This window comes from Clostridium formicaceticum, from assembly GCF_001854185.1.
GTDB lineage: Bacteria > Bacillota > Clostridia > Peptostreptococcales > Natronincolaceae > Andreesenella > Andreesenella formicacetica.
Window position 1 is genome coordinate 3,532,795 of sequence record NZ_CP017603.1, and the last position, 19,137, is coordinate 3,551,931.

Consider the following 19,137-nt stretch of genomic DNA (forward strand, 5'->3'; position numbering starts at 1 on the left):
TTCCACCTCCTTTTAGACCTCTTGTATTTCTTGTTTCAGTATCTTAAGTATATCTAAGATAACAATAATCCTACCTTCAACTTTTCCTATGCCCTTAATATAGTCATCTTCAAAGGCACTAATGATATTATTGGCATTTTCAATATCTTCTTTTTCCATTGTTATCACTTCCGAAGAGCTATCTACCAATATTCCTACAATCATTTCATCCAATGATAGAATAATAATTCTTGATTCCTCTGTTAAGGGCTTTTCTTCCATTTTAAATCTTTTTCTTAGATCAACTACAGGAATCACTTCTCCCCTTAGGTTAATTACTCCCTTTACATAGTAGGGCGCATTCGGTAAACGTGTAATCTCTGAGACTTTTTCGATTGTTTCAACGAGATGAATGGCAATGCCATAGTACTCTTCATCAAGCTGAAAAACAACATATTGATTAATTATACCTGTATGATTATCCAATCTATTTCACCCCTCTAAAAAAATGAATTTGTGTCTATAATTAAAGCTACAGAGCCATTACCTAGTATTGTTGCCCCTGCAATTGCCTTGGTGTTTGATAAAAACTTTCCTAAAGATTTAATAACAATCTCCTGTTGACCAATCAATTCATCTACAACAATTCCAGTGATCTTGTCACCTTTTTTTACGATAACGGTTGTATATTCTTCGCTTTCATCCTTCGTGTTCGGCACATTTAATAATCTAGAGAGCCTTAAAATTGGTAAGGTTGAATTTCTAAATAGAACGACTTCATTCCCCTGAACTTTTCTAATGCTATTGGCAGTAATTGTAGTAATTTCTTTGATATTGTTTAAGGGTATAGCATATTTTTCCTCACCAGTAATCACTAATAAAGCCTGTATGATAGCCAAAGTTAAAGGAAGCCTAATAATAAATTTGCTACCTATGCCTTTGATGGAATCAATTTCTACCGTGCCCCCTAAAGCTTCAATTTTTGTTTTAACAACATCTAACCCTACCCCCCTGCCAGATAAGTCAGAAACCTTATCCGCTGTACTGAAGCCTGGGGCAAAAAGCAACTGAATAATTTCATTTTCCTCCATTAATTGACTTTGTTGCAGTGAAATGATATTTTTCTCAACAGCCTTAGTTTTTACTTTTTCAGTATCTATTCCTTTGCCATCATCTTCTACTTCAATAACAACGCTGTTTCCATCAGGATACGCTACAAGCTTTACTGTCCCTTTTTTATCTTTATTCTGTTTTAATCTAGTATCTATATCTTCAATACCATGATCAATTGAATTTCTAATAAGGTGGATTAAAGGATCTCCTATTTCATCGATAACAGTTCTGTCTACCTCAGTATCAGCTCCTGTCATAATCAAAGATATTTCTTTATTAAGCTCCTTCGATAAATCTCTAACCATTCTAGGGAATCGATTAAATACCCTTTCAATAGGAACCATTCTGACCTTCATCACTGCATCATGCAGGCTGGTAGTTATTCTCTCTAAATGTTCTGTAGCTTCGTTCATACCATGTCTTTTCTGAGAATCATCAATATCTTCTAGTCTTGTTTTTATAATAATTAACTCACTGACTAAATTCATCAAATTATCTAAACGATCTATATCTACCCTAACAGTTTTTCCTGTTTTAGATTTTTTGCTGCTAACATCTTCAGATTTATCAGAGGAAAAATTGCTTACCGAAGGCTGTTCCTCATGAAAATTTTCCAATGGTATCGCTTCTGCTTGGTCTATAGCTGCAATACTATAAGCCTTATTCTTTAAATTAATTAGTTCTATCGATTCTATTTCTGAAATATCACTAAGTTCATTGTGAATATAACGATCGTCATATTTAGAGATGATAATTAATTCAAAATCAAGATCAAATTTCTCATCTTCAATATCCTCTATGCTCGGGGTAGACTGAATAATTTCCGATAGTTTTTCAAGTGTATTGATAATAATATAGGCTCTAGCTGACTTCAACATACACTTTTTATCAAGAGATAGCCTAATCAAGTATACATTAAAACCTTTGTTCATTGCTCCTTCTATTGTGTTACTTACATACTGATCTATGGTAATGTTCTTACCTTCTTCCAAGGTTTCCACCGAAGCTGCTTCATTGTTTTCAACAGTTACAGTTTTAGCCTCCTGATTCATCAACCTCTGTAATTTTTTTATTAAAATATCAGAGGTGGATTCTCCTTCATTATTGCTATGTTCTATTTTATTGATGTATTTTTCTAATTCATCAAAGCATTCAAAAAGTATATCGATTACTTCACTGTTGACATGAATTTTTCTATTTCGAATATTGTCTAAGATATTCTCCATTTCATGAGTTAAACTTGAAATATTGGTAAAACCCATAGTACCAGACATACCTTTTAAAGTATGGGCTATTCTAAAAATTTCGTTTAACAAGTTAATATCCTCTGGGGAATTTTCTAACTGCATTAAAATTTCATTCATACTTTGTAAGTGTTCCTTTGATTCTTCCATAAAAATGTCCAAATATTGACTCATGTCCATACTATAACACCCCCACCCTTTTTACTATAATATCTATTATTTCTTTTAATGGAACTATTTTATCTACTATGCCTGCCTTCACTGCACTTTTAGGCATTCCATAAACAACACAGCTTGCCTCATCTTGAGCAATAATATAGGCTAACTTTTTTGTTTTAAGCTCCTTTAGTCCGTTTGCACCGTCAGAACCCATCCCTGTCATAATTACACCTGTGATATTCATGTGCTTAAAATTCATTTCTGCTAATGAATGAAACAACACATCAGCAGCCGGTCTATGCCCTAAAACTGCTTGCTCTTGAGATAAATGAATTAACAATTTATCTGTGTTACTCTTTTTTACCTTTAAGTGATAATTTCCAGGAGCAATATATACGTGGGCAGGGAGAACTTCTTCTGACTCCTCAGCTTCTTTCACTGTAACAGCTGAAATACTGTTTAAACGTTGTGCTAAGGATTTTGTAAAACCTGCTGGCATATGCTGAACGATTAAAAAGCTTCCTGGAAAATTTTGAGGTATCTGAGGAATAATGCTTTGTAGCGCTCGTGGCCCACCAGTGGAGGTTCCAACAGCTATGATATTTTTAGTTTTTGTACTATTTATTTTAGGACTTTCCACCGCTGCAGTATTTTTTTCTATACCAACTTCCCTCAAAACCTCATGATTTTTCTCTACTTTTATCTGATATGCCGCTTTGATTTTTTGTATCATTTCTATTTTTAAGTTTTCTCCCTGCATATGAAATAAACTTGAGGGTTTTTGTATAAAATCTACTGCCCCCAGTTCCAGTGCAGTGATGGTAGCTTCGGCACCATGATGCGTTAGGCTACTCAACATAATGACTGGTACTGGATATTTTTGCATAATCGTCTTTAATGCTTCCAACCCATCCATTACAGGCATCTCTATATCCATAGTAACTACATCCGGCTTCAAGGCAATAATCGTTTCTATTGCTTGTTTACCGTTTTTTGCTGTAGCTATTACTTGAATAGCATCATCATTTTGTAAAACATCTGCTATAATCTTTCTCATAAAGGGTGAATCATCTACAATTACTGTCCTTATTTTCCTTCTTATTGAAGTCATATTATATCAATCCCTTTTGTAAAAGTTCCCTCTGTTTTTTAAAAATAAAGGAAATAATTTCATTTCTTGTGTTATCTGCTATATCAATATAGCCTATGGCTAACTCATATTCATTCGTTACGGAACTTCTTACAGCCCTTATTACTTCCCCCACTACAGTAACAGTTTTGCTTTCTTCTAAGGTTATTGCACACTCTACTTTCTGTCCTTCATTAAAAAGTTTTTTAGAAACAACTTTCATTCCACCGCCGCTGATATCCTTTGTGTAAGTTTCCACCGCCTCAGTCTCACCAATGCCTTTAATAAGCACTTTTGTTAAAGCTTTCAGCCTAAAATAAAATCTTCTTTGTGTCTTCTCTGGAGAACTTATTGGCTGAATCGTATATATAGGTAATTGTATATCTATTCTCTGTATAACCTCTCCTTTAAAGCTATAGACCCCCTTCTCATCTCGAAAAAATAGGATGGTTATTTTTTGACCTACATGTAAAGGGTATTTCATTCCTTGCTTTATAGGACTAGATATAAATAACAAATCATCTTTTATATCTATAAGCTGACTTACGATAGGCTTTGAAATAGTACTTTCCCCACTTCTAATAGGTTCAATCTCCAACTTATCTCCTACTTTAAGTACCATTGATAAATCCATTGACACATCTCCCTATCTAAATAAGTTAAGTATTTTACTAAAAAAGCTATCTGCTTTTAAACCCTCTTGCTCTTCTATAGCATGCTGCATAACTTTTGATGCTATTGTTTCTATATTTTTACTAACTGCGCTACCAGGATATTGTAAAACAAATGGTTTTTGTAGCTTAACAGCTCTACTGACATTATAATCTTCAGCAATAAAACCTAACTTTTGAATTTCTAAATCCAAAAATTTTTCTGCAGCATTTTTTAATTTTTGAAAAGCAACATTACCTTCATTTATATTTTCAACACGATTAATAACCACTTTAATATTTTTATTTTTATCCTGAAGTCCAATTGTTTTTATCATGGCATATGCATCTGTTAAAGATGTAGGCTCTGCAGTAGTAACAACAATTACCTCACTAGCAGCTAAGACAAAAGAAACTACAGATTTTGACAATCCTGCCCCCGTATCAATCAAAATGATATCTGCATAATCATTAATTTTATTCAATTGGTTGATGAGTATATTCAAATCTTCATCTGACATATCGACTAAATCTAAGATTCCCGACCCTCCAGATATAATTTTTATTCCATTAGGCCCAGTATTCATAATCTCTATAATATTCTTATTATTTTTCACAACATCCAACAAAGTATATTTAGGTATAACCCCTAACATCACATCAACATTTGCTAAACCAAGATCCGCATCAATAACAACAACACGTTTGTCTTGCTTGGACAAAGCTATGGCTAAGTTTGCAGTAAAGTTGGTCTTTCCTACACCTCCTTTTCCACTAGTTATACAAATTACTCTAGCATGATGTTGTTTTTCCTCATTTTGTTGTATAGAAGCACTAGGGATAATGTTTTTCTTCCGAATTAACTCCCTCAATTTTGTTGCTTGATCCATCACTCAGTGGCCTCCTTTGTCAGAAGGCTAACAATTTTTTTAATGTCCACTTCTTCAATATCGTCGGGAACGCTTTGCCCTGTTGTCATATAGGCAATAGGTTTTTGTGTTTCCTTGGCTGTATTAATGATCGTTCCAAAAGCAGTGGCCTCATCAACTTTTGTAAAAATGATATTATAATTTTCAATAAAATCATAAGTGTTAATAATTTCTTTGATATCCTTCTCTCTGGAGGTGCAGCTTATTACAAGATATGTTTCTTTTTCTTGTACTTCATTTAATAATGACTTCAGCTCCAAAACTTGTTTTATATTTTTATGGCTCCTACCAGCGGTGTCTACCATAATAATATCTTTATCCCTTAATTCTTCTATTGCCTTATGTATTTCAGTAGAATGGTAAATCACCTTTAAAGGTATGTTAAGAATATCACTGTATACCTTCAATTGTTCAACCGCTGCAATCCTATAGGTATCTGCGCTAATCAATCCTACTGTCTTTCCTTCATTTAAAGCATAATGTGCTGCTAATTTTGCTATAGTAGTAGTTTTTCCTACACCGGTAGGTCCTACAAAAAACATCGTTTTAGCATTGTGATGTCCCTGCTGCGACATAATATACTTTTTAAGCACTTCTTTAATCTGATCTTCTACAAATTCTCTGCTTTGTTTATTTTTATCCTTTTGGTCTTGTATTGAAACATAATGATGAATAATTTCCTCTAAAAGAAATGCATCAAGTCCTTGATCTTTTAACGTATGAAACACTTTAGAAGTTTCTTGGTCTTCTACATTTTTCAAAAGAATCGGTAAATCTTGCTGATTCATCTTAGAAACAACTGTCTGTAGCATCTCTTTCATTTCTTCCATTTCTTTTGAAATACTTTTTGTTATTTCCCCTTGATATTTATTCTCTTGTGGTTTTTTATCTAGGCTTTTTGCTACTTCAACAAAATCATTAGCCTTGTCAGATGCGTAGCGGGAAGTTTCTTCTTTAGCTGCCACTACTTCAATAATAGGTTTTTTAAAAATCCCAAAAATTCCTTTGGGTTTTACCTTCCTTTGGTATAAAATAATAGCTTCTGGCCCTAATTCATTTTTTACTTTTGATAATACTTCTTGGTTATTGTTGGCAGAAAACTTTTTTACCTTCATCTATATACTCACCGCCCCTACTGATTGAATTTCTACGGAAGGATCTACTTCATTATAGGATAAAACAACTAAATCTGATGTAAGCTGTTCTGATAATCTTTTAAAGTAGAGTCTCACTATGGGAGCCGTCACAATAATAGGATGCTCTCCTATAGAAATCAGCTTTTGTACTTGTTGAGAAAGATTATTGATCATTCTCTGTATCACATCAGGGTCCATTGAAATATAAGTACCGCTTTCTGTTTGCTGTATGGAGTCCATAATTTTTTGCTCTAATTCTTTTGTAACTGTGATTACTTTAGCAGGGTGAGATACAATAAATTGTTTTGTAATAGCTCTACCTAGTGCTTGTCTTACATATTCTGTAAGCATATCCGTATCTCTGGTAATAGTAGCATAATCTGCCAATGTTTCTAAAATCGTCACCATATTTCTAATGGATACGCCTTCTTTAAGCAGATTAGCCAGTACCTTCTGTATTTCTCCTAGCCCCAATTGATTAGGAATCAGTTCTTCCACAAGAACTGGATGATTTTCTTTAACATTATCAATCAGTTTCTTAACATCCTGTCTGCCTAACAGCTCAAAAGCATGCTTTTTAATAATCTCAGTTAAATGTGTAGCAATAATAGATGGAGGATCTACAACTGTATAGCCTAATATTTCTGCTTTTTCACGCTCCTGTTCATTGATCCACTTGGCAGGAAGGCCAAAAGCAGGTTCTACTGTATCAATCCCTTCTATTTCTTCATCAATCATACCAGGATTCATTGCCAAATAGTGGTCAAATATAATTTCGCCAACAGCTATTTCAATTCCTTTTATTTTTATGATATATTGATTCGGTTCTAATTGAATATTATCACGCAATCTAATCATAGGAACAATGATCCCTAACTCCAAGGCGCATTGTCTTCTAATCATTACTAATCGATCAAACAGGTCTCCTCCCTGACTAGCATCCGCTAAAGGAAGAATACCATAGCCAAACTCTAATTCTATTGGGTCAACATTTAAGAGTGGTAAAACATTTTCCGGTTTTCTTTTCTCTTCAACCGCTTCCTCTATTTCATCAGGAATCTCTTCAATTTCTACAGCTAATGCGTTTTTCCTTAAAGTTAAACCGAGAAAAAGAAAAGCAGCTGATAAAAACATAAAAGGCAGTACTGGTAGTCCAGTAAAGCTAAAAAACAATAAAACACCAGAAATAACAAACATAATTTTAGACTTATTAAAAAGCTGCTTGATTAAGTCGGTACCTAAACTTCCTTCTGATGCCGCCCTCGTAACTACAATACCAGTAGCTGTAGATATTAAAAGAGCAGGAATTTGACTTACTAACCCATCGCCTACCGTCAACAATGTATATTTTTGAATAGCAGCACCAAAGTCCAGCCCTTGCATGGATACACCTATAATAAAGCCTGCTATAACATTGATGATGGTTATGATAATTCCAGCTATGGCATCACCTTTAACAAATTTACTGGCTCCATCCATAGCACCATAAAAATCTGCCTCTCTTTGAATTTTTGTTCGTCGTTGTCTAGCTTCACCATCGTCAATGAGTCCGGCATTTAAGTCAGCATCTATTGCCATTTGCTTCCCTGGCATCGCATCCAATGTGAATCTTGCAGCCACCTCAGCTACCCTTTCGGAGCCCTTCGTAATTACTAAAAATTGTATAATAACTATGATTAGAAATACAATAAATCCTACAATTGCATTTCCTCCCATAACAAAGTCGCCAAAAGTAGTAATAACATCTCCCGCAGTCCCTTTTGATAATATATACCTGGTGGTTGTAATGTTTAAAGCCAACCTCAGTAAAGTAGTAATTAGCAGGATTGATGGAAATATGGAGAATTGCAAAGCTTCTTCAGTATACATAGCTATTAATAAAATTAATAATGCTAAAGATATATTGAAACTCAATAGTATATCAAGAGCCCCTAGAGGGATAGGAATAATGATGATAATGACAATGGCAATAATCGCTAATGCTACTATGATATCTCCGTGTTTCAAATGCGTCCCTCCTTAGGTTCTATTGTTCATCTGATAAACATAAGCTAGTATTTCTGCTACTGCCTGATATAACTCTGGTGGTATAAACTCACCAATCTCTACCGTATCATATAGCGTTCTAGCCAGTGGCTTATTTTCAATAATAGGCAAACTATTTTCTTTGGCAATTTTTTTGATATTCTGTGCTATTAAATCCTGTCCCTTTGCTAAAACTTTTGGCGCATCGAAATGTTTAGGATTATATTGGATGGCAACTGCAAAATGGGTTGGATTTGTGATAATAACGTCTGCTTTCGGCACTTCCTGCATCATTCTCCCCATAGACAGCTGTCGTTGTTTCTCTTTAATTTTTGATTTGATTTGGGGATTGCCCTCTGTTTGTTTATATTCTTCTTTAATTTCTTGTTTCGACATTTTAAGATTTTTATCATAATCGTATTTTTGATAGTAATAGTCTAATACTGCAATCACCAACAAAACAACAGCAGATCTCAAGCCAATATTAATCGTTATATGTATTAGGGTTTCTACAATAACACCAACATCCAACAACATCATATTGAAAATTGTGCTTAACTGATTTACAGCATAACGGTAAACGATATAGCCGATAAAAATAATTTTAATGAAGGATTTAATGAGTTCTACGAGGGATTTCATAGAAAACATTCGTTTAAAACCTTCTATAGGATTTAGCTTACTAAACTTCACAGCTAAGGTTTTTGTCGTAAACAGATAACCTACCTGCGCATAGCTACAGATCACGCCAATCAATAAACATACAATACCAATAGGAATACTAATCTTTAAAAGATGATAAAGGGTAATCAAGGTTAATCGGCTGATGTTTTTAAGAGAAAACAAATAGTCTATGTTCAAATATTGATCATATATATATCTGGCGAATCCCCTCATTGACGCCCCTATATACCCTGCTAATAAATTTAGGGTCACAAACGCTCCCAATAAAACTAAGGCAGAATTTACTTCTTTACTTTGTAATACCTGACCTTTTTCTCTTGACTCCTTCACCTTTTTCGGGGTTGCTTTTTCTGTCTTTTCTTCTGTGAATAACTGTAGGTTAATATGAAATTTCATAAAATCATCCTCTAGATATGATGTCAATGAAAACCTGTAGGCTATGAAACATGCTGTCAAATAATCTTTCTGAAAAAGGTACAATAAATTGCAAAGTAATTAAAACCGTCAGTAAGCCAACCATAACTTTTAGAGGCATTCCTACAATAAAAACATTCATTTGAGGCATCGTTCTAGCTAAAATTCCTAATAATACATTTGCTAGAAAAATCGTAGCTAGAACTGGTGCACTAAATCTAAAAGCTAATATAAATACCTCCATCAGAATTAACGTTAGACCATAAATTCCTTCTTCTCCTATGGTAAAAGCAACGCCTACTGGCAACATATCATAACTATATACCAAAGCCCGTATAAGAAAATGATGACCATCAAAGAGCAGGAATAACAGCGTAAAAAGAATATTATAGTAGTTTCCCATAATTGGCATTTGTGTGTTGGTTTGGGGGTCTAACACATTCACCATACTAAAACCCATCTGGGTGTCAATAATCGTCCCAGCTAGATATAGGGTGCTGAAATATAAAAAACCTATAAAACCAATAATTATTCCTATCAAAAACTCATTAACACTATAAATTGCTAACTCTATAAAATTGCTATAATGAATAGAGGCAGAGGTTGAAAGAATTGGCAACAATATAAATGCCATTAACAAAGATATCCCAACCTTCATCGTCATGGGTAAATTGTTTCGTCCAAATACGGGTGCTATCACAAAAATACCAGTAACTCTTATCAAAATAAGCAACAAGAGATCTATGTTCAGTAAAAGAAGATCGTATATATTATCCACAGGTATCCTCCCACTTTACTGTATAAAATTGCTCATATTTGTATATAATGTTACTGTAAAATTAATAATCGTTGAAAGTAGCCAAGGCCCAAAAATTACAACAGATCCTAAAACAGCAATGATTTTAGGAATAAAAGCCAGTGTAGCTTCCTGTATTTGCGTTGTAGCTTGAAAAATACTTACTGCTAACCCTATGATAAGGCCTATACCCAACATTGGCGCTGACATTAACAAAATCGTAAACATTGTCTGTTGTCCCAGTTCGACAACCATTGCTTCGTTCATATGGTCACCTCTATCTAAAGCTTGTTATTAAAGAACGGATTAATATGTTCCAACCATCTACCATGATAAATAACAAAAGCTTAAAGGGTAAAGAAATCATGGCAGGAGGTAACATCATCATTCCCATAGACATCAACGTACTTGCCACCACCATATCAATGACGATAAAAGGAATAAACAAAACAAAACCTAATTGAAAAGCAGTTTTTAGCTCACTGATAATAAAAGCAGGTATTAATACCGTATTGGTAATTTCCTTAACTTCTACAGGACCCTCTACATTTGCAACTTCTGCAAACAAAGCCAGGTCCTTCTCTCTTGTTTGCCTCAGCATAAATTCCCTTATAGGTTCCATTGCAATGGTTAGGGCCTCCCCTTGACTGATTTCCTCTTGAAGATAAGGCTGCAATGCATTTTGATTGATTTCAGAAGCAATGGGCCCCATCGTAAAAAAAGTTAAAAATAGCGCTAACCCAATCAGCACTTGTGTAGGCGGTGTTTGCTGTGTAGCTAAGGCATTTCTTAAAAAAGATAATACGATAATAATCCTGGTAAAACTAGTCATCATAATGAGTATTGCTGGAGCAAGAGACAAAATTGTCAGTAAAAATAAAATTTGAATGCTCGTTACTGCCTCTTGAGGGTTTTCTGCATCTTCAATGGTCAACCCTATTCTAGGTATCGGCAAATCCGGTTGTGCATAAGCACTTATTGTGCTCATTATAAACAAAATAAGCAACACCGTAATTAAAACTATGAACTTTTTGTTCTTCTTATATTGTTTTTTCCTTGTATTTGTTTTCATGATTTCTACTTTCTATCGCTTTTTTTATTGATTTTTTTCATCATGACTGCAAGCTTTTCTTTCATTTCCCTCCAAATATTATGGGAAATTTTTAAAAAATCTTTGTTATTTTGCAAAGCATCACCTTGCGTTTTTTTAAAGATGTTCCACGCCTCTATACTTAGCGTGTCTAAGATTTCCATGTTCTTATTACAAACAACTAAAATATATACTTTGTCCATTACTTGAATAACCATTAAGTTTAAGTTTGGAGCCAAAGTTGTACGCTCTAGAACTTTGGCTGTTCGCCCTTGAAAGTATAAATTGGATTTTTTGCCAATAACCCTCGTGGTATAATAGGCAAGAAAAATCACACAAACAGCTATAATCACCATCATGAAAAACGTATAAATAGTATTTATCATTATATCTCCTAACTAAAGTTAAGATAAATTAACCAATGACTTTTTTTACAGCTTCAATGACACGATCCGCTTGAAATGGTTTAACAATAAAGTCCTTCGCCCCCGCTTGAATGGCTTCAATAACCATTGCCTGTTGTCCCATGGCAGAACACATAATAATCTTAGCATTAGCATCTATTTTTTTTATCTCTTTTACTGCTTGAATACCATCCATTTCTGGCATAGTAATATCCATAATCGTTAATTGTGGTTGCAGCTCTTTGTATTTTTCAACTGCTTTTTGACCATTTTCAGCTTCTCCAATAACTTCAAATCCATTTTTAGTCAATACATCCTTCACCATCATTCTCATAAATGCAGCATCATCAACTATTAAAATACCTTTAGACATAATTTTCTTCCTCCTTGATTATCTTTTAATACTTATCTAGCACATATAAATATTAATAAAGGTTACTTTCATTTTATATTAATATTACTATTATGACAATTTAATTTCGTCATAGGACTTTAGAATTTTTTATAAATGACTCTATATTTTCTCAAAACGTCTATTTGCATGAACAATATCTGTTATTCTTATGCCATAATTTTCATCAATGACCACAACTTCTCCCTTAGCAACATATTGACCGTTTACTAATATATCTAAGGGTTCCCCCACCAATTTATCTAATTCTATAATTGTTCCTGGGCCAAATTCTAATACTTCATTAATTCTTTTTGTGGTTCTTCCAAGCTCAACCGTAACCTGCAGAGGTACATCTTGAATTAAAGCAATGTTTTCAGGTATCCCCTTCTGAGACCCTTCATCAAAGGATTGAAAGGTAACAGGTTGAACATTTATTTTCGTATTATGTTGAGGTCTTGTGCTCTCTTGATGCTTTTCAGAATTTAATGGCATGCTAGGGGTTTCCTGATTACTTTTCATTTCTAAGTTTTGACTATTTGGAGCATCATAATAAGGTTCTGGTACTGCAACGGATTCTTGAATATCAGTAGCATTGCCAGCAGGCATAAGAATGCTCACCATTTCTTTAGCAAAATCCATGGGAATTAATTGCATAATTTCACTATCAATTAAGCCTTCAATTTCCATCTTAAAAGCAATTTTTATAACACTTTCTTGTTGATCACTAAGAATCCCATTGATATCATTTGACTGAAAATCCAATTCAAATGCTCTAGGAGGATGTATATCTATTTTTTTAGAAAACATTTCTGATAGAGAAGTAGAAGAAGATCCTACCATTTGGTTCATAGCTTCACTGATGGCACTTAGATGTAACTCAGATAACGGATCTTCAGTAACTGTACCACTTCCCCCCATCATTAAATCAGTAATGATCTTCACATCATCTACCTTTATAATTAAAAGATTGGTCCCTCTAATGCCTTCTTTATATCTAACATCTACTGCTACAAAAGGTATCGTATATTGCTCCGAAAGTTCCTCCATTGTAATAACAGAAACTTTTGGTGTTGTAATACCTACTTTATGTCCAAGCAATGTAGATAAGGTCGTTGCAGCAGTTCCCATGCTAATATTGCCGATCTCACCAATCGCATCTTTTTCTATATCTGTAAACTCATCTATCGCTTCTTTCATCGAATCCACTGTATTAATATCACTTCCACTAAGGAGAGCATCAATTTCTTCTTGAGATAACATATCACTCATCTAGTTCATCTCCTCCCTTGTCAATTTTAGTTACTTTTATTGCTATCTTATTTTTTACCGTCCCCGGTATGCCAAAGTATTTTCGTTTATCTCCTACCAAAATTTCTATCTCCTCATTTGCTAACTTATCCAAAACAATGACATCACCCATTTGCAACTCTAAAAAATCCCTTACTGTTATATAAGTAGACCCTAACTGAGCAGCTATGTTTACCTTGCTTTTTTCAACACGTTTTTTTAAAGATTGTTTATCCTCTTCCGTAACAGTTTTACTAACACTGGAAAACCAAAACTTTGTGCTTAATTTTGTTAAAATAGGCTCAATAACAATATGAGGTATACATAGGTTCATCATTCCCATAACATCGCCAATGGTTATATTCAATGTTATAAGCGCAATAGTTTCATTTGGAGAAACAATTTGAGCAAACTGAGAGTTGGTTTCTATTTTTTCTAAAGATGGTTGTAATTCTATCACATTTTCCCATGGATCAATCATCAAATCCAGTATCTGTCTCATAAATTTCTTAATAAGCATAATTTCGATTTCAGTAAAAGTTCGACTCTCTTCATAGTTTTTGCCACTTCCACCTAGAATTCTATCTATTAAGGTGAAGGCAATAGATGAGGATAAGTCAATCATTATCTGGCCAGTTAAAGGCTGAAAATTTACAATAGACAACACTGCAGGATTAGCAATAGAATTACTGAATTCGTAGTAAGATAATTCTTCTACGGAAGAAACCTCTGCTTGAACATAACTCCTTAAATACCCTGATAAAAATGTATTTAAAGTTCTAGAAAAGTTTTCATGAATGATCTGTAAAGTCCTTAACTGATCCTTTGCTAATTTTTTAGGACTTTTAAAATCATAGCTCTTTGTTTTTCTTTCCTGTTTTTCCTCCTTAATTTCTTCTGCATCTAACTCGCCGCTATTTAAAGCTAGAAGCAAAGCATCTATTTCATTTTGTGATAAAACATCAGACAACAATATCACCTCCTATTGAATAATATAGTCAGTAAAATACACATTGGTGATTTTATCCGATGCCATTACCTGTCCTATCACCTGTATTAGTTCTTCTCTTAGTTGTTGCTGACCTTCTGGGCTCAAAATTTCCTCTGGTTTCTTTGCAATAATCACCTCTATAATACTATCTCTTAGTTCAGCATTTTTTTCATCAAATTTTGACAATAATTTTTTATCGGCTGTTTCAATAACAATCTCACCTTTGAAAAAGTTTCGTTGATGGCTTAAGTTTGTAGAAAAAGAACCTATGTGGAATTCATAAGTCTTTATATCTCTATTAGCTTCATGGGCCCCCCTAAAAAATGCAAAATATGCAATTGTACCAAAAACAACGCCTGATAGTATAAAACCTATTAATGAATATAGTACTATTTTTTTTACATTCATGTTGTATTAACCCCCGATTCATAGGTTGTAGGGTGCAGAAGTAGTTAACTCAGATTTCAAAATCACAATATCCACCCGCCTATTTTTTGCCTTGTTTTCTTGTGTATCATTAGAAGCCACCGGTTGATACTCTCCGTATCCCGACGCCGAAAATCTAGCTGGCTGTAAACCTATCTCTTCTATTAAAAATCTTACTACATTTGCAGCTCTAGCCACCGATAATTCCCAATTGGTTTCGTATTTAGCGTTTGGTCTCAACGGATCTGTGTCCGTATGACCCTCCACGTTAACAAACTTCTCTTGAAACTCAAGTTCCTCTAGAAATTCTGCTATAGCTGCCAGGATTTCCTTTGAGTCCTCTTTTATAATGGCTTTTCCTGAATCAAATAGTACATTATCTTGAAAACGCAGTACTAGCCCTCTGGTTTCCATTGTGACCAACACATTGCCCTCAAGCTCTTTGTCTTCCAGAAAAGCCTCTAACCGCTCTTGAAGCTTTCTAAAATCTTCCAGTTCCTCCAGTTGCTTTGTAGTCAGATCTTCATCATAAGCGCTAAAAATATAATCACTGGGTTCTATTGTCTTGCCAGCATCTAAAACCCCCAAAGATCCTTGAAAAGATTGAATAATCGCTTCAAATTTTTTTACATCAATTTCTGAAAAAGAAAATAATAATATAAAAAAACATAATAACAATGTCACCATATCTCCGTAGGTAGTCATCCACTCAGGAGAGCCCTTTGGGGCACTATCTTCACTGCGACTTTTCCTTGCCATTACGCCTCCACACCTTCCTCTTTTTGTTGTAGTTCTTTTCTGATTTTAGGTGGTAAAAAGGCTTTTAATTTTTCTTCGATAATTCTAGGGTTTTCGCCAGCTTGGATAGATAATAATCCTTCAACCATAATTTCTTTTCGTAAAATTTCTTCTTTACTTCTAAGCTTCAGTTTATTTGCTAGAGGAATAAATAATAAGTTTGCCAGCAAAGACCCATAGAAGGTGGTAATGAGTGCCACCGCCATACTTGGTCCTATCGTACTGGGGTCGTCCAATGTCCTTAGCATGTTAATAAGTCCAATCAATGTTCCAATCATTCCAAAAGCAGGAGCTAGGGAACCCATTGTTTCCAATATTCCTTGTCCCTCTTTATGTCTTTCTTCTACAAAAGCTAACTCCGTCTCCAATAAATTTCTAACTAACTCTGGGTCAGTACCATCTACAATTAACATAACACCTTTTTGCAGAAATTCGTCTTCTACCCCCTCTGCCGCTTCTTCTAAAGCCAGTAAACCTTCTTTTCTAGCAGTATTGGCTAAGCCATTAATGCTATGAATAATATCTCTAGGTTCTACTTTTTCTTTAGAAAACGCTTTAGATGTTATTTTCATGGCCTCTAATACCTTTGCTAGAGGATAAGCAACAAAAGTAGCAGATATCGTTCCCCCTATTACAATCAAAATTGATTCAAGGTTCAGATAGGTTATGACACTCCCTCCCGCCATAATACCTGCAAAGACAAATATCAGTCCCACTATTATTCCAGCAATCGTTCCTAAATCCAAGTCTACACCTCTTTTCTTTCACCAACTTAATCTTGAGAAATAGCATGAATTTTTTTCTTAAATGCAATGACTTTCTCAATGATTTCATCTGCTGTCTCTTTTACTACAATTTTATGACCATTTACTAAAGTAATCACAGTATCTGGTGTTTCTTCAATTAATTCTATTATTTCACAGTTTAGTATTACTTCACTATGATTTAATCGCTTTAACTTTATCATAAGCACCTCTTTTTCTTTTGTAAGAAATAGATGAAAAGCATTTATTTAAACCATGAGTAGAGTACATGATTTCCTCTACTCATGGTTATAAACTATCTCTTCATATTCACCACTTCTTGCAGCATTTCATCACTGGTGGTTATAATTCTTGAATTTGACTGAAAACCTCTTTGTGTGGCGATCATCGTAACAATTTCTCTTGACAAATCTACATTGGACATTTCCAAGCTACCGGCACTCAACGTTCCTAACCCTCCAACACCTGGATTGTCTTCTATTGGTATGCCAGAGTTAGAGGTAGCGCGATACATGTTTGAACCAATCTTTTCCAAACCCGCTGGGTTTCTAAAGTTTGCAAGTCTAATTTGACCCAATAACTTTCTTTCGCCATTGGAAAATATTCCTGTTATCTCTCCCGTTGGAGCAATAGTAAAATCATCTAAGGTTCCTAATGGAAAGCCGTTTGTTTCGTCGGCATGAGCAGTGGAAGAACTGGCAAACATCGTCAAATCCCTATGACTTAGTGTAAAGGTAGTTGCTTCTGCCCCATTGGTTAGACCTTCACCAATTCTTAGCTGCATCGATTGACCAGCAATCAACTTTCCTTTTGCATCAAAAGTTAAGATATTATTTTGAGGCGCTGTCAACGGATCATCTGCTTGCCCAGTAGCATGAATCATATTACCATCCTTATCCAGGTAAAAGGTTTCTACTCTAAACTGACTATTACCATCGGCATCATCTTCTATCCTGATATAAGCCTGTTTTATTCTGTGAATACCTCCTAGACCATCAAACACCTCATAACTGGTTTCTCTAGCCACAGAATCAGTAAACTCCTGATTAATTTGATAGACCACCGGGTTATAATTGTCTTCATTAGGATTTGGTTGATAGGCTGCATCTGGATCCTTTAAGACCGCTCTATAAACCATACCTTCATTTGGTCCTCCTGCTGCATCTAAGGCTTCTTGATTTCCATTAAATCCAGCAAGATTTGCCACTAAGGCACCATCTGCAGGTAAAGCAAATCGTTTTGTACCAGCGTCTAAGTTGCCTTTCATTGTTACTCTGTCCGTTGCCATCGGATTAAAAGTGGCTGATTTTGAAATAACCAAACCAGATAAATTAGGTTGAAGGACCCCTTCTTCATCTGCTCTAAAGCCTAATACCTTAAAGCCATCAGGTGTTACCAAATTTCCACTAGCATCAAGGGAAAAACTTCCTGCCCTCGTATAATATTGATTTAATGCATTTGCATCATCTGAAACAATAAAAAAACCATTGCCGCTAATCATAACATCTGTCATATATTCTGTTCTCTCTACTGTCCCCTGAATATGAAAGGTATCCATTGCAGCAACATCAATACCCAAACCAACCTGCTGCGGATTGGTACCGCCTCTACCATCTCTAGCTGCTGATGCTCCTTGGATTGTCTGATTCATCACCTCTTGAAATGTCATTCTAGATCCCTTAAAACCTATGGTATTCACATTGGCAATATTATTGCCGATTACATCCATCTTAGTTTGATGAGCCCGCAGACCTGACACAGCGGAAAACATCGATCTCATCATAGTTCATAACCTCCTCATTTTTTCTATTCTTTTCACTTCTTCTGTCATTCAGAAGTAATCAGCCTCCACAATTGGTCCGGCTTAAATAATTACAGCACCATCTATATTGGTAAATACATTTTCTTTTAGTTCTTCCTCTACAGCTACTGTAATCACTGTCTTATTCTTCACACTGGCAATAAACACTCGATTATCCATAATAATCAAAGTTTCTTTTATTCCCTTCTTTGCAACAGTATCCATAGCATGGTCCAGTCTTGTCATTTCTTGCGTCGTTAAATGGATATTCCTCTGCTGTAATCGTTCTGCAGCATGCTTAGAAAATTTCAATCCACCATTTTTAGTGATTTGTTCCTGTAAAACCCCACCGAAGCCTGTTGCAGCCTTTAAGTTACTGGACTTTGGTGTGCTATTTTGGGTCAACAGCGGTTTGTCATTAATTTTATATGTAATCATATTCATTCCTCCTTACTTCTGCTGTTGCTTAAGGAGTTTCTGTTTCCACTTCACCTTCATTTGGCTCTTCGCTTTCATTCTCACCTTCGTTTACATCTTCAGTTTCTTCATTGTTAGGCAGTAAGGCATCTGCTATTTTCCCAAGGGTTGTGTTAATACTGTCTAATGTTTCACTCATAAAGGTATGACTTTTTACCAGATTATTATTCATCATGGTGATATGCTCTGCTAAGGTTGTTTTCACATCCTGCAAATTATCATTCATATTCTGCATCTGCTCCAAGGAACTAAACTGGGCCATTTGGGCAATAAATTCTTTATCCTCCATGGGGTTTAATGGGTCTTGGTTTTTAAGCTGTGTAACTAAAAGTTTTAGAAAAGCATCCTTATCAAGATCACTGGATTTTTGATTCTTTGTTTCACTATCATAGTATCTATAACGATACTCCGTTTCAGTTGTACCATTTACATTACTCAAGGACTTCC

General features: G+C 34.8%; 22 protein-coding genes. All 22 read right to left on the bottom strand.

Features of this window, described 5'->3' with window-relative positions:
* Nucleotides 1-12 precede the first annotated feature (12 nt).
* The 22 genes from BJL90_RS16440 to BJL90_RS21590 all read right to left on the bottom strand — a co-directional run bounded on the left by BJL90_RS16440 (nt 13) and on the right by BJL90_RS21590 (nt 19,129).
* Complete coding sequence (locus tag BJL90_RS16440; protein ID WP_169824234.1) at nt 13-465, bottom strand: chemotaxis protein CheW; 453 nt, start codon at nt 463-465, stop codon at nt 13-15.
* A gap of 14 nt (nt 466-479) precedes the next feature.
* Complete coding sequence (locus BJL90_RS16445; RefSeq protein WP_472234768.1) at nt 480-2,510, bottom strand: chemotaxis protein CheW; 2,031 nt, start codon at nt 2,508-2,510, stop codon at nt 480-482.
* 7 nt (nt 2,511-2,517) lie between these two features.
* Nucleotides 2,518-3,606: a protein-glutamate methylesterase/protein-glutamine glutaminase gene (locus BJL90_RS16450; protein ID WP_070970478.1), complete on the bottom strand. Its 1,089-nt coding sequence runs from the start codon at nt 3,604-3,606 to the stop codon at nt 2,518-2,520.
* A 1-nt stretch (nt 3,607) separates the two neighbouring features.
* Nucleotides 3,608-4,258, bottom strand: coding sequence for a flagellar brake protein (locus tag BJL90_RS16455; RefSeq protein WP_070970480.1), 651 nt, complete (start codon nt 4,256-4,258; stop codon nt 3,608-3,610).
* Between the two features lie 12 nt (nt 4,259-4,270).
* Nucleotides 4,271-5,164, bottom strand: a complete 894-nt coding sequence (locus BJL90_RS16460) for a MinD/ParA family protein (RefSeq protein ID WP_081562056.1) — start codon at nt 5,162-5,164, stop codon at nt 4,271-4,273.
* The gene (gene flhF, locus BJL90_RS16465) at nt 5,164-6,318 is read right to left on the bottom strand and encodes a flagellar biosynthesis protein FlhF (RefSeq protein ID WP_070970486.1); all 1,155 of its coding nucleotides are present in this window, start codon (nt 6,316-6,318) and stop codon (nt 5,164-5,166) included. The genes BJL90_RS16460 and flhF overlap by 1 nt, the downstream gene beginning before the upstream one ends.
* On the bottom strand, nt 6,319-8,346 hold the full coding sequence (gene flhA / locus BJL90_RS16470) for a flagellar biosynthesis protein FlhA (protein WP_070970488.1): 2,028 nt from the start codon (nt 8,344-8,346) through the stop codon (nt 6,319-6,321).
* A 12-nt stretch (nt 8,347-8,358) separates the two neighbouring features.
* Complete coding sequence (gene flhB, locus BJL90_RS16475; RefSeq protein ID WP_070970492.1) at nt 8,359-9,444, bottom strand: flagellar biosynthesis protein FlhB; 1,086 nt, start codon at nt 9,442-9,444, stop codon at nt 8,359-8,361.
* 4 nt (nt 9,445-9,448) lie between these two features.
* A complete protein-coding gene (gene fliR, locus BJL90_RS16480) occupies nt 9,449-10,240 on the bottom strand; it encodes a flagellar biosynthetic protein FliR (RefSeq protein WP_070970496.1) in 792 nt (263 codons plus the stop codon).
* Nucleotides 10,241-10,255: 15 nt separating this feature from the next.
* On the bottom strand, nt 10,256-10,525 hold the full coding sequence (gene fliQ / locus BJL90_RS16485; protein WP_070970500.1) for a flagellar biosynthesis protein FliQ: 270 nt from the start codon (nt 10,523-10,525) through the stop codon (nt 10,256-10,258).
* Nucleotides 10,526-10,535: 10 nt separating this feature from the next.
* Nucleotides 10,536-11,246, bottom strand: a complete 711-nt coding sequence (fliP, locus tag BJL90_RS16490; protein ID WP_236904941.1) for a flagellar type III secretion system pore protein FliP — start codon at nt 11,244-11,246, stop codon at nt 10,536-10,538.
* An 89-nt stretch (nt 11,247-11,335) separates the two neighbouring features.
* On the bottom strand, nt 11,336-11,734 hold the full coding sequence (locus BJL90_RS16495) for a flagellar biosynthetic protein FliO (protein ID WP_070970509.1): 399 nt from the start codon (nt 11,732-11,734) through the stop codon (nt 11,336-11,338).
* A gap of 28 nt (nt 11,735-11,762) precedes the next feature.
* Nucleotides 11,763-12,125 (bottom strand): response regulator, encoded by a 363-nt coding sequence (locus BJL90_RS16500; protein ID WP_070970513.1) that lies wholly within the window; start codon nt 12,123-12,125, stop codon nt 11,763-11,765.
* Nucleotides 12,126-12,266: 141 nt separating this feature from the next.
* Nucleotides 12,267-13,415, bottom strand: coding sequence for a flagellar motor switch phosphatase FliY (gene fliY / locus BJL90_RS16505; RefSeq protein WP_070970516.1), 1,149 nt, complete (start codon nt 13,413-13,415; stop codon nt 12,267-12,269).
* Nucleotides 13,408-14,403, bottom strand: a complete 996-nt coding sequence (fliM, locus tag BJL90_RS16510; protein WP_070970519.1) for a flagellar motor switch protein FliM — start codon at nt 14,401-14,403, stop codon at nt 13,408-13,410. The genes fliY and fliM overlap by 8 nt, the downstream gene beginning before the upstream one ends.
* 12 nt (nt 14,404-14,415) lie before the next feature.
* Nucleotides 14,416-14,832, bottom strand: coding sequence for a flagellar basal body-associated FliL family protein (locus BJL90_RS16515; RefSeq protein ID WP_070970522.1), 417 nt, complete (start codon nt 14,830-14,832; stop codon nt 14,416-14,418).
* Between the two features lie 18 nt (nt 14,833-14,850).
* Nucleotides 14,851-15,609, bottom strand: a complete 759-nt coding sequence (locus tag BJL90_RS16520; protein WP_070970525.1) for an OmpA/MotB family protein — start codon at nt 15,607-15,609, stop codon at nt 14,851-14,853.
* Nucleotides 15,609-16,394, bottom strand: a complete 786-nt coding sequence (locus tag BJL90_RS16525; RefSeq protein WP_070970528.1) for a motility protein A — start codon at nt 16,392-16,394, stop codon at nt 15,609-15,611. The genes BJL90_RS16520 and BJL90_RS16525 overlap by 1 nt, the downstream gene beginning before the upstream one ends.
* Nucleotides 16,395-16,420: 26 nt before the next feature.
* On the bottom strand, nt 16,421-16,615 hold the full coding sequence (locus tag BJL90_RS16530; protein WP_070970531.1) for a flagellar FlbD family protein: 195 nt from the start codon (nt 16,613-16,615) through the stop codon (nt 16,421-16,423).
* A gap of 92 nt (nt 16,616-16,707) precedes the next feature.
* A complete protein-coding gene (locus BJL90_RS16535; protein ID WP_070970534.1) occupies nt 16,708-18,195 on the bottom strand; it encodes a flagellar hook protein FlgE in 1,488 nt (495 codons plus the stop codon).
* A gap of 81 nt (nt 18,196-18,276) precedes the next feature.
* Nucleotides 18,277-18,651, bottom strand: a complete 375-nt coding sequence (locus tag BJL90_RS16540) for a TIGR02530 family flagellar biosynthesis protein (RefSeq protein ID WP_081562057.1) — start codon at nt 18,649-18,651, stop codon at nt 18,277-18,279.
* A 28-nt stretch (nt 18,652-18,679) separates the two neighbouring features.
* Nucleotides 18,680-19,129: a flagellar hook assembly protein FlgD gene (locus BJL90_RS21590; protein WP_081562058.1), complete on the bottom strand. Its 450-nt coding sequence runs from the start codon at nt 19,127-19,129 to the stop codon at nt 18,680-18,682.
* Between the last annotated feature and the right edge of the window lie 8 nt (nt 19,130-19,137).

Coding starts and splice junctions, on each gene's coding strand:
- BJL90_RS16455 (WP_070970480.1), bottom strand. CDS start 4,258: ATGGATTTATCAATGGTACTTAAAGTAGGAGATAAGTTGGAGATTGAA.
- BJL90_RS16530 (WP_070970531.1), bottom strand. CDS start 16,615: ATGATAAAGTTAAAGCGATTAAATCATAGTGAAGTAATACTAAACTGT.
- BJL90_RS16540 (WP_081562057.1), bottom strand. CDS start 18,651: ATGATTACATATAAAATTAATGACAAACCGCTGTTGACCCAAAATAGC.
- BJL90_RS16520 (WP_070970525.1), bottom strand. CDS start 15,609: ATGGCAAGGAAAAGTCGCAGTGAAGATAGTGCCCCAAAGGGCTCTCCT.
- BJL90_RS16535 (WP_070970534.1), bottom strand. CDS start 18,195: ATGATGAGATCGATGTTTTCCGCTGTGTCAGGTCTGCGGGCTCATCAA.
- fliQ (WP_070970500.1), bottom strand. CDS start 10,525: ATGAACGAAGCAATGGTTGTCGAACTGGGACAACAGACAATGTTTACG.
- fliY (WP_070970516.1), bottom strand. CDS start 13,415: ATGAGTGATATGTTATCTCAAGAAGAAATTGATGCTCTCCTTAGTGGA.
- fliP (WP_236904941.1), bottom strand. CDS start 11,246: ATGAGCACAATAAGTGCTTATGCACAACCGGATTTGCCGATACCTAGA.
- BJL90_RS16515 (WP_070970522.1), bottom strand. CDS start 14,832: ATGAATGTAAAAAAAATAGTACTATATTCATTAATAGGTTTTATACTA.
- BJL90_RS16500 (WP_070970513.1), bottom strand. CDS start 12,125: ATGTCTAAAGGTATTTTAATAGTTGATGATGCTGCATTTATGAGAATG.
- BJL90_RS16495 (WP_070970509.1), bottom strand. CDS start 11,734: ATGATAAATACTATTTATACGTTTTTCATGATGGTGATTATAGCTGTT.
- flhF (WP_070970486.1), bottom strand. CDS start 6,318: ATGAAGGTAAAAAAGTTTTCTGCCAACAATAACCAAGAAGTATTATCA.
- BJL90_RS16445 (WP_472234768.1), bottom strand. CDS start 2,510: ATGAGTCAATATTTGGACATTTTTATGGAAGAATCAAAGGAACACTTA.
- flhB (WP_070970492.1), bottom strand. CDS start 9,444: ATGAAATTTCATATTAACCTACAGTTATTCACAGAAGAAAAGACAGAA.
- BJL90_RS16450 (WP_070970478.1), bottom strand. CDS start 3,606: ATGACTTCAATAAGAAGGAAAATAAGGACAGTAATTGTAGATGATTCA.
- BJL90_RS16460 (WP_081562056.1), bottom strand. CDS start 5,164: ATGGATCAAGCAACAAAATTGAGGGAGTTAATTCGGAAGAAAAACATT.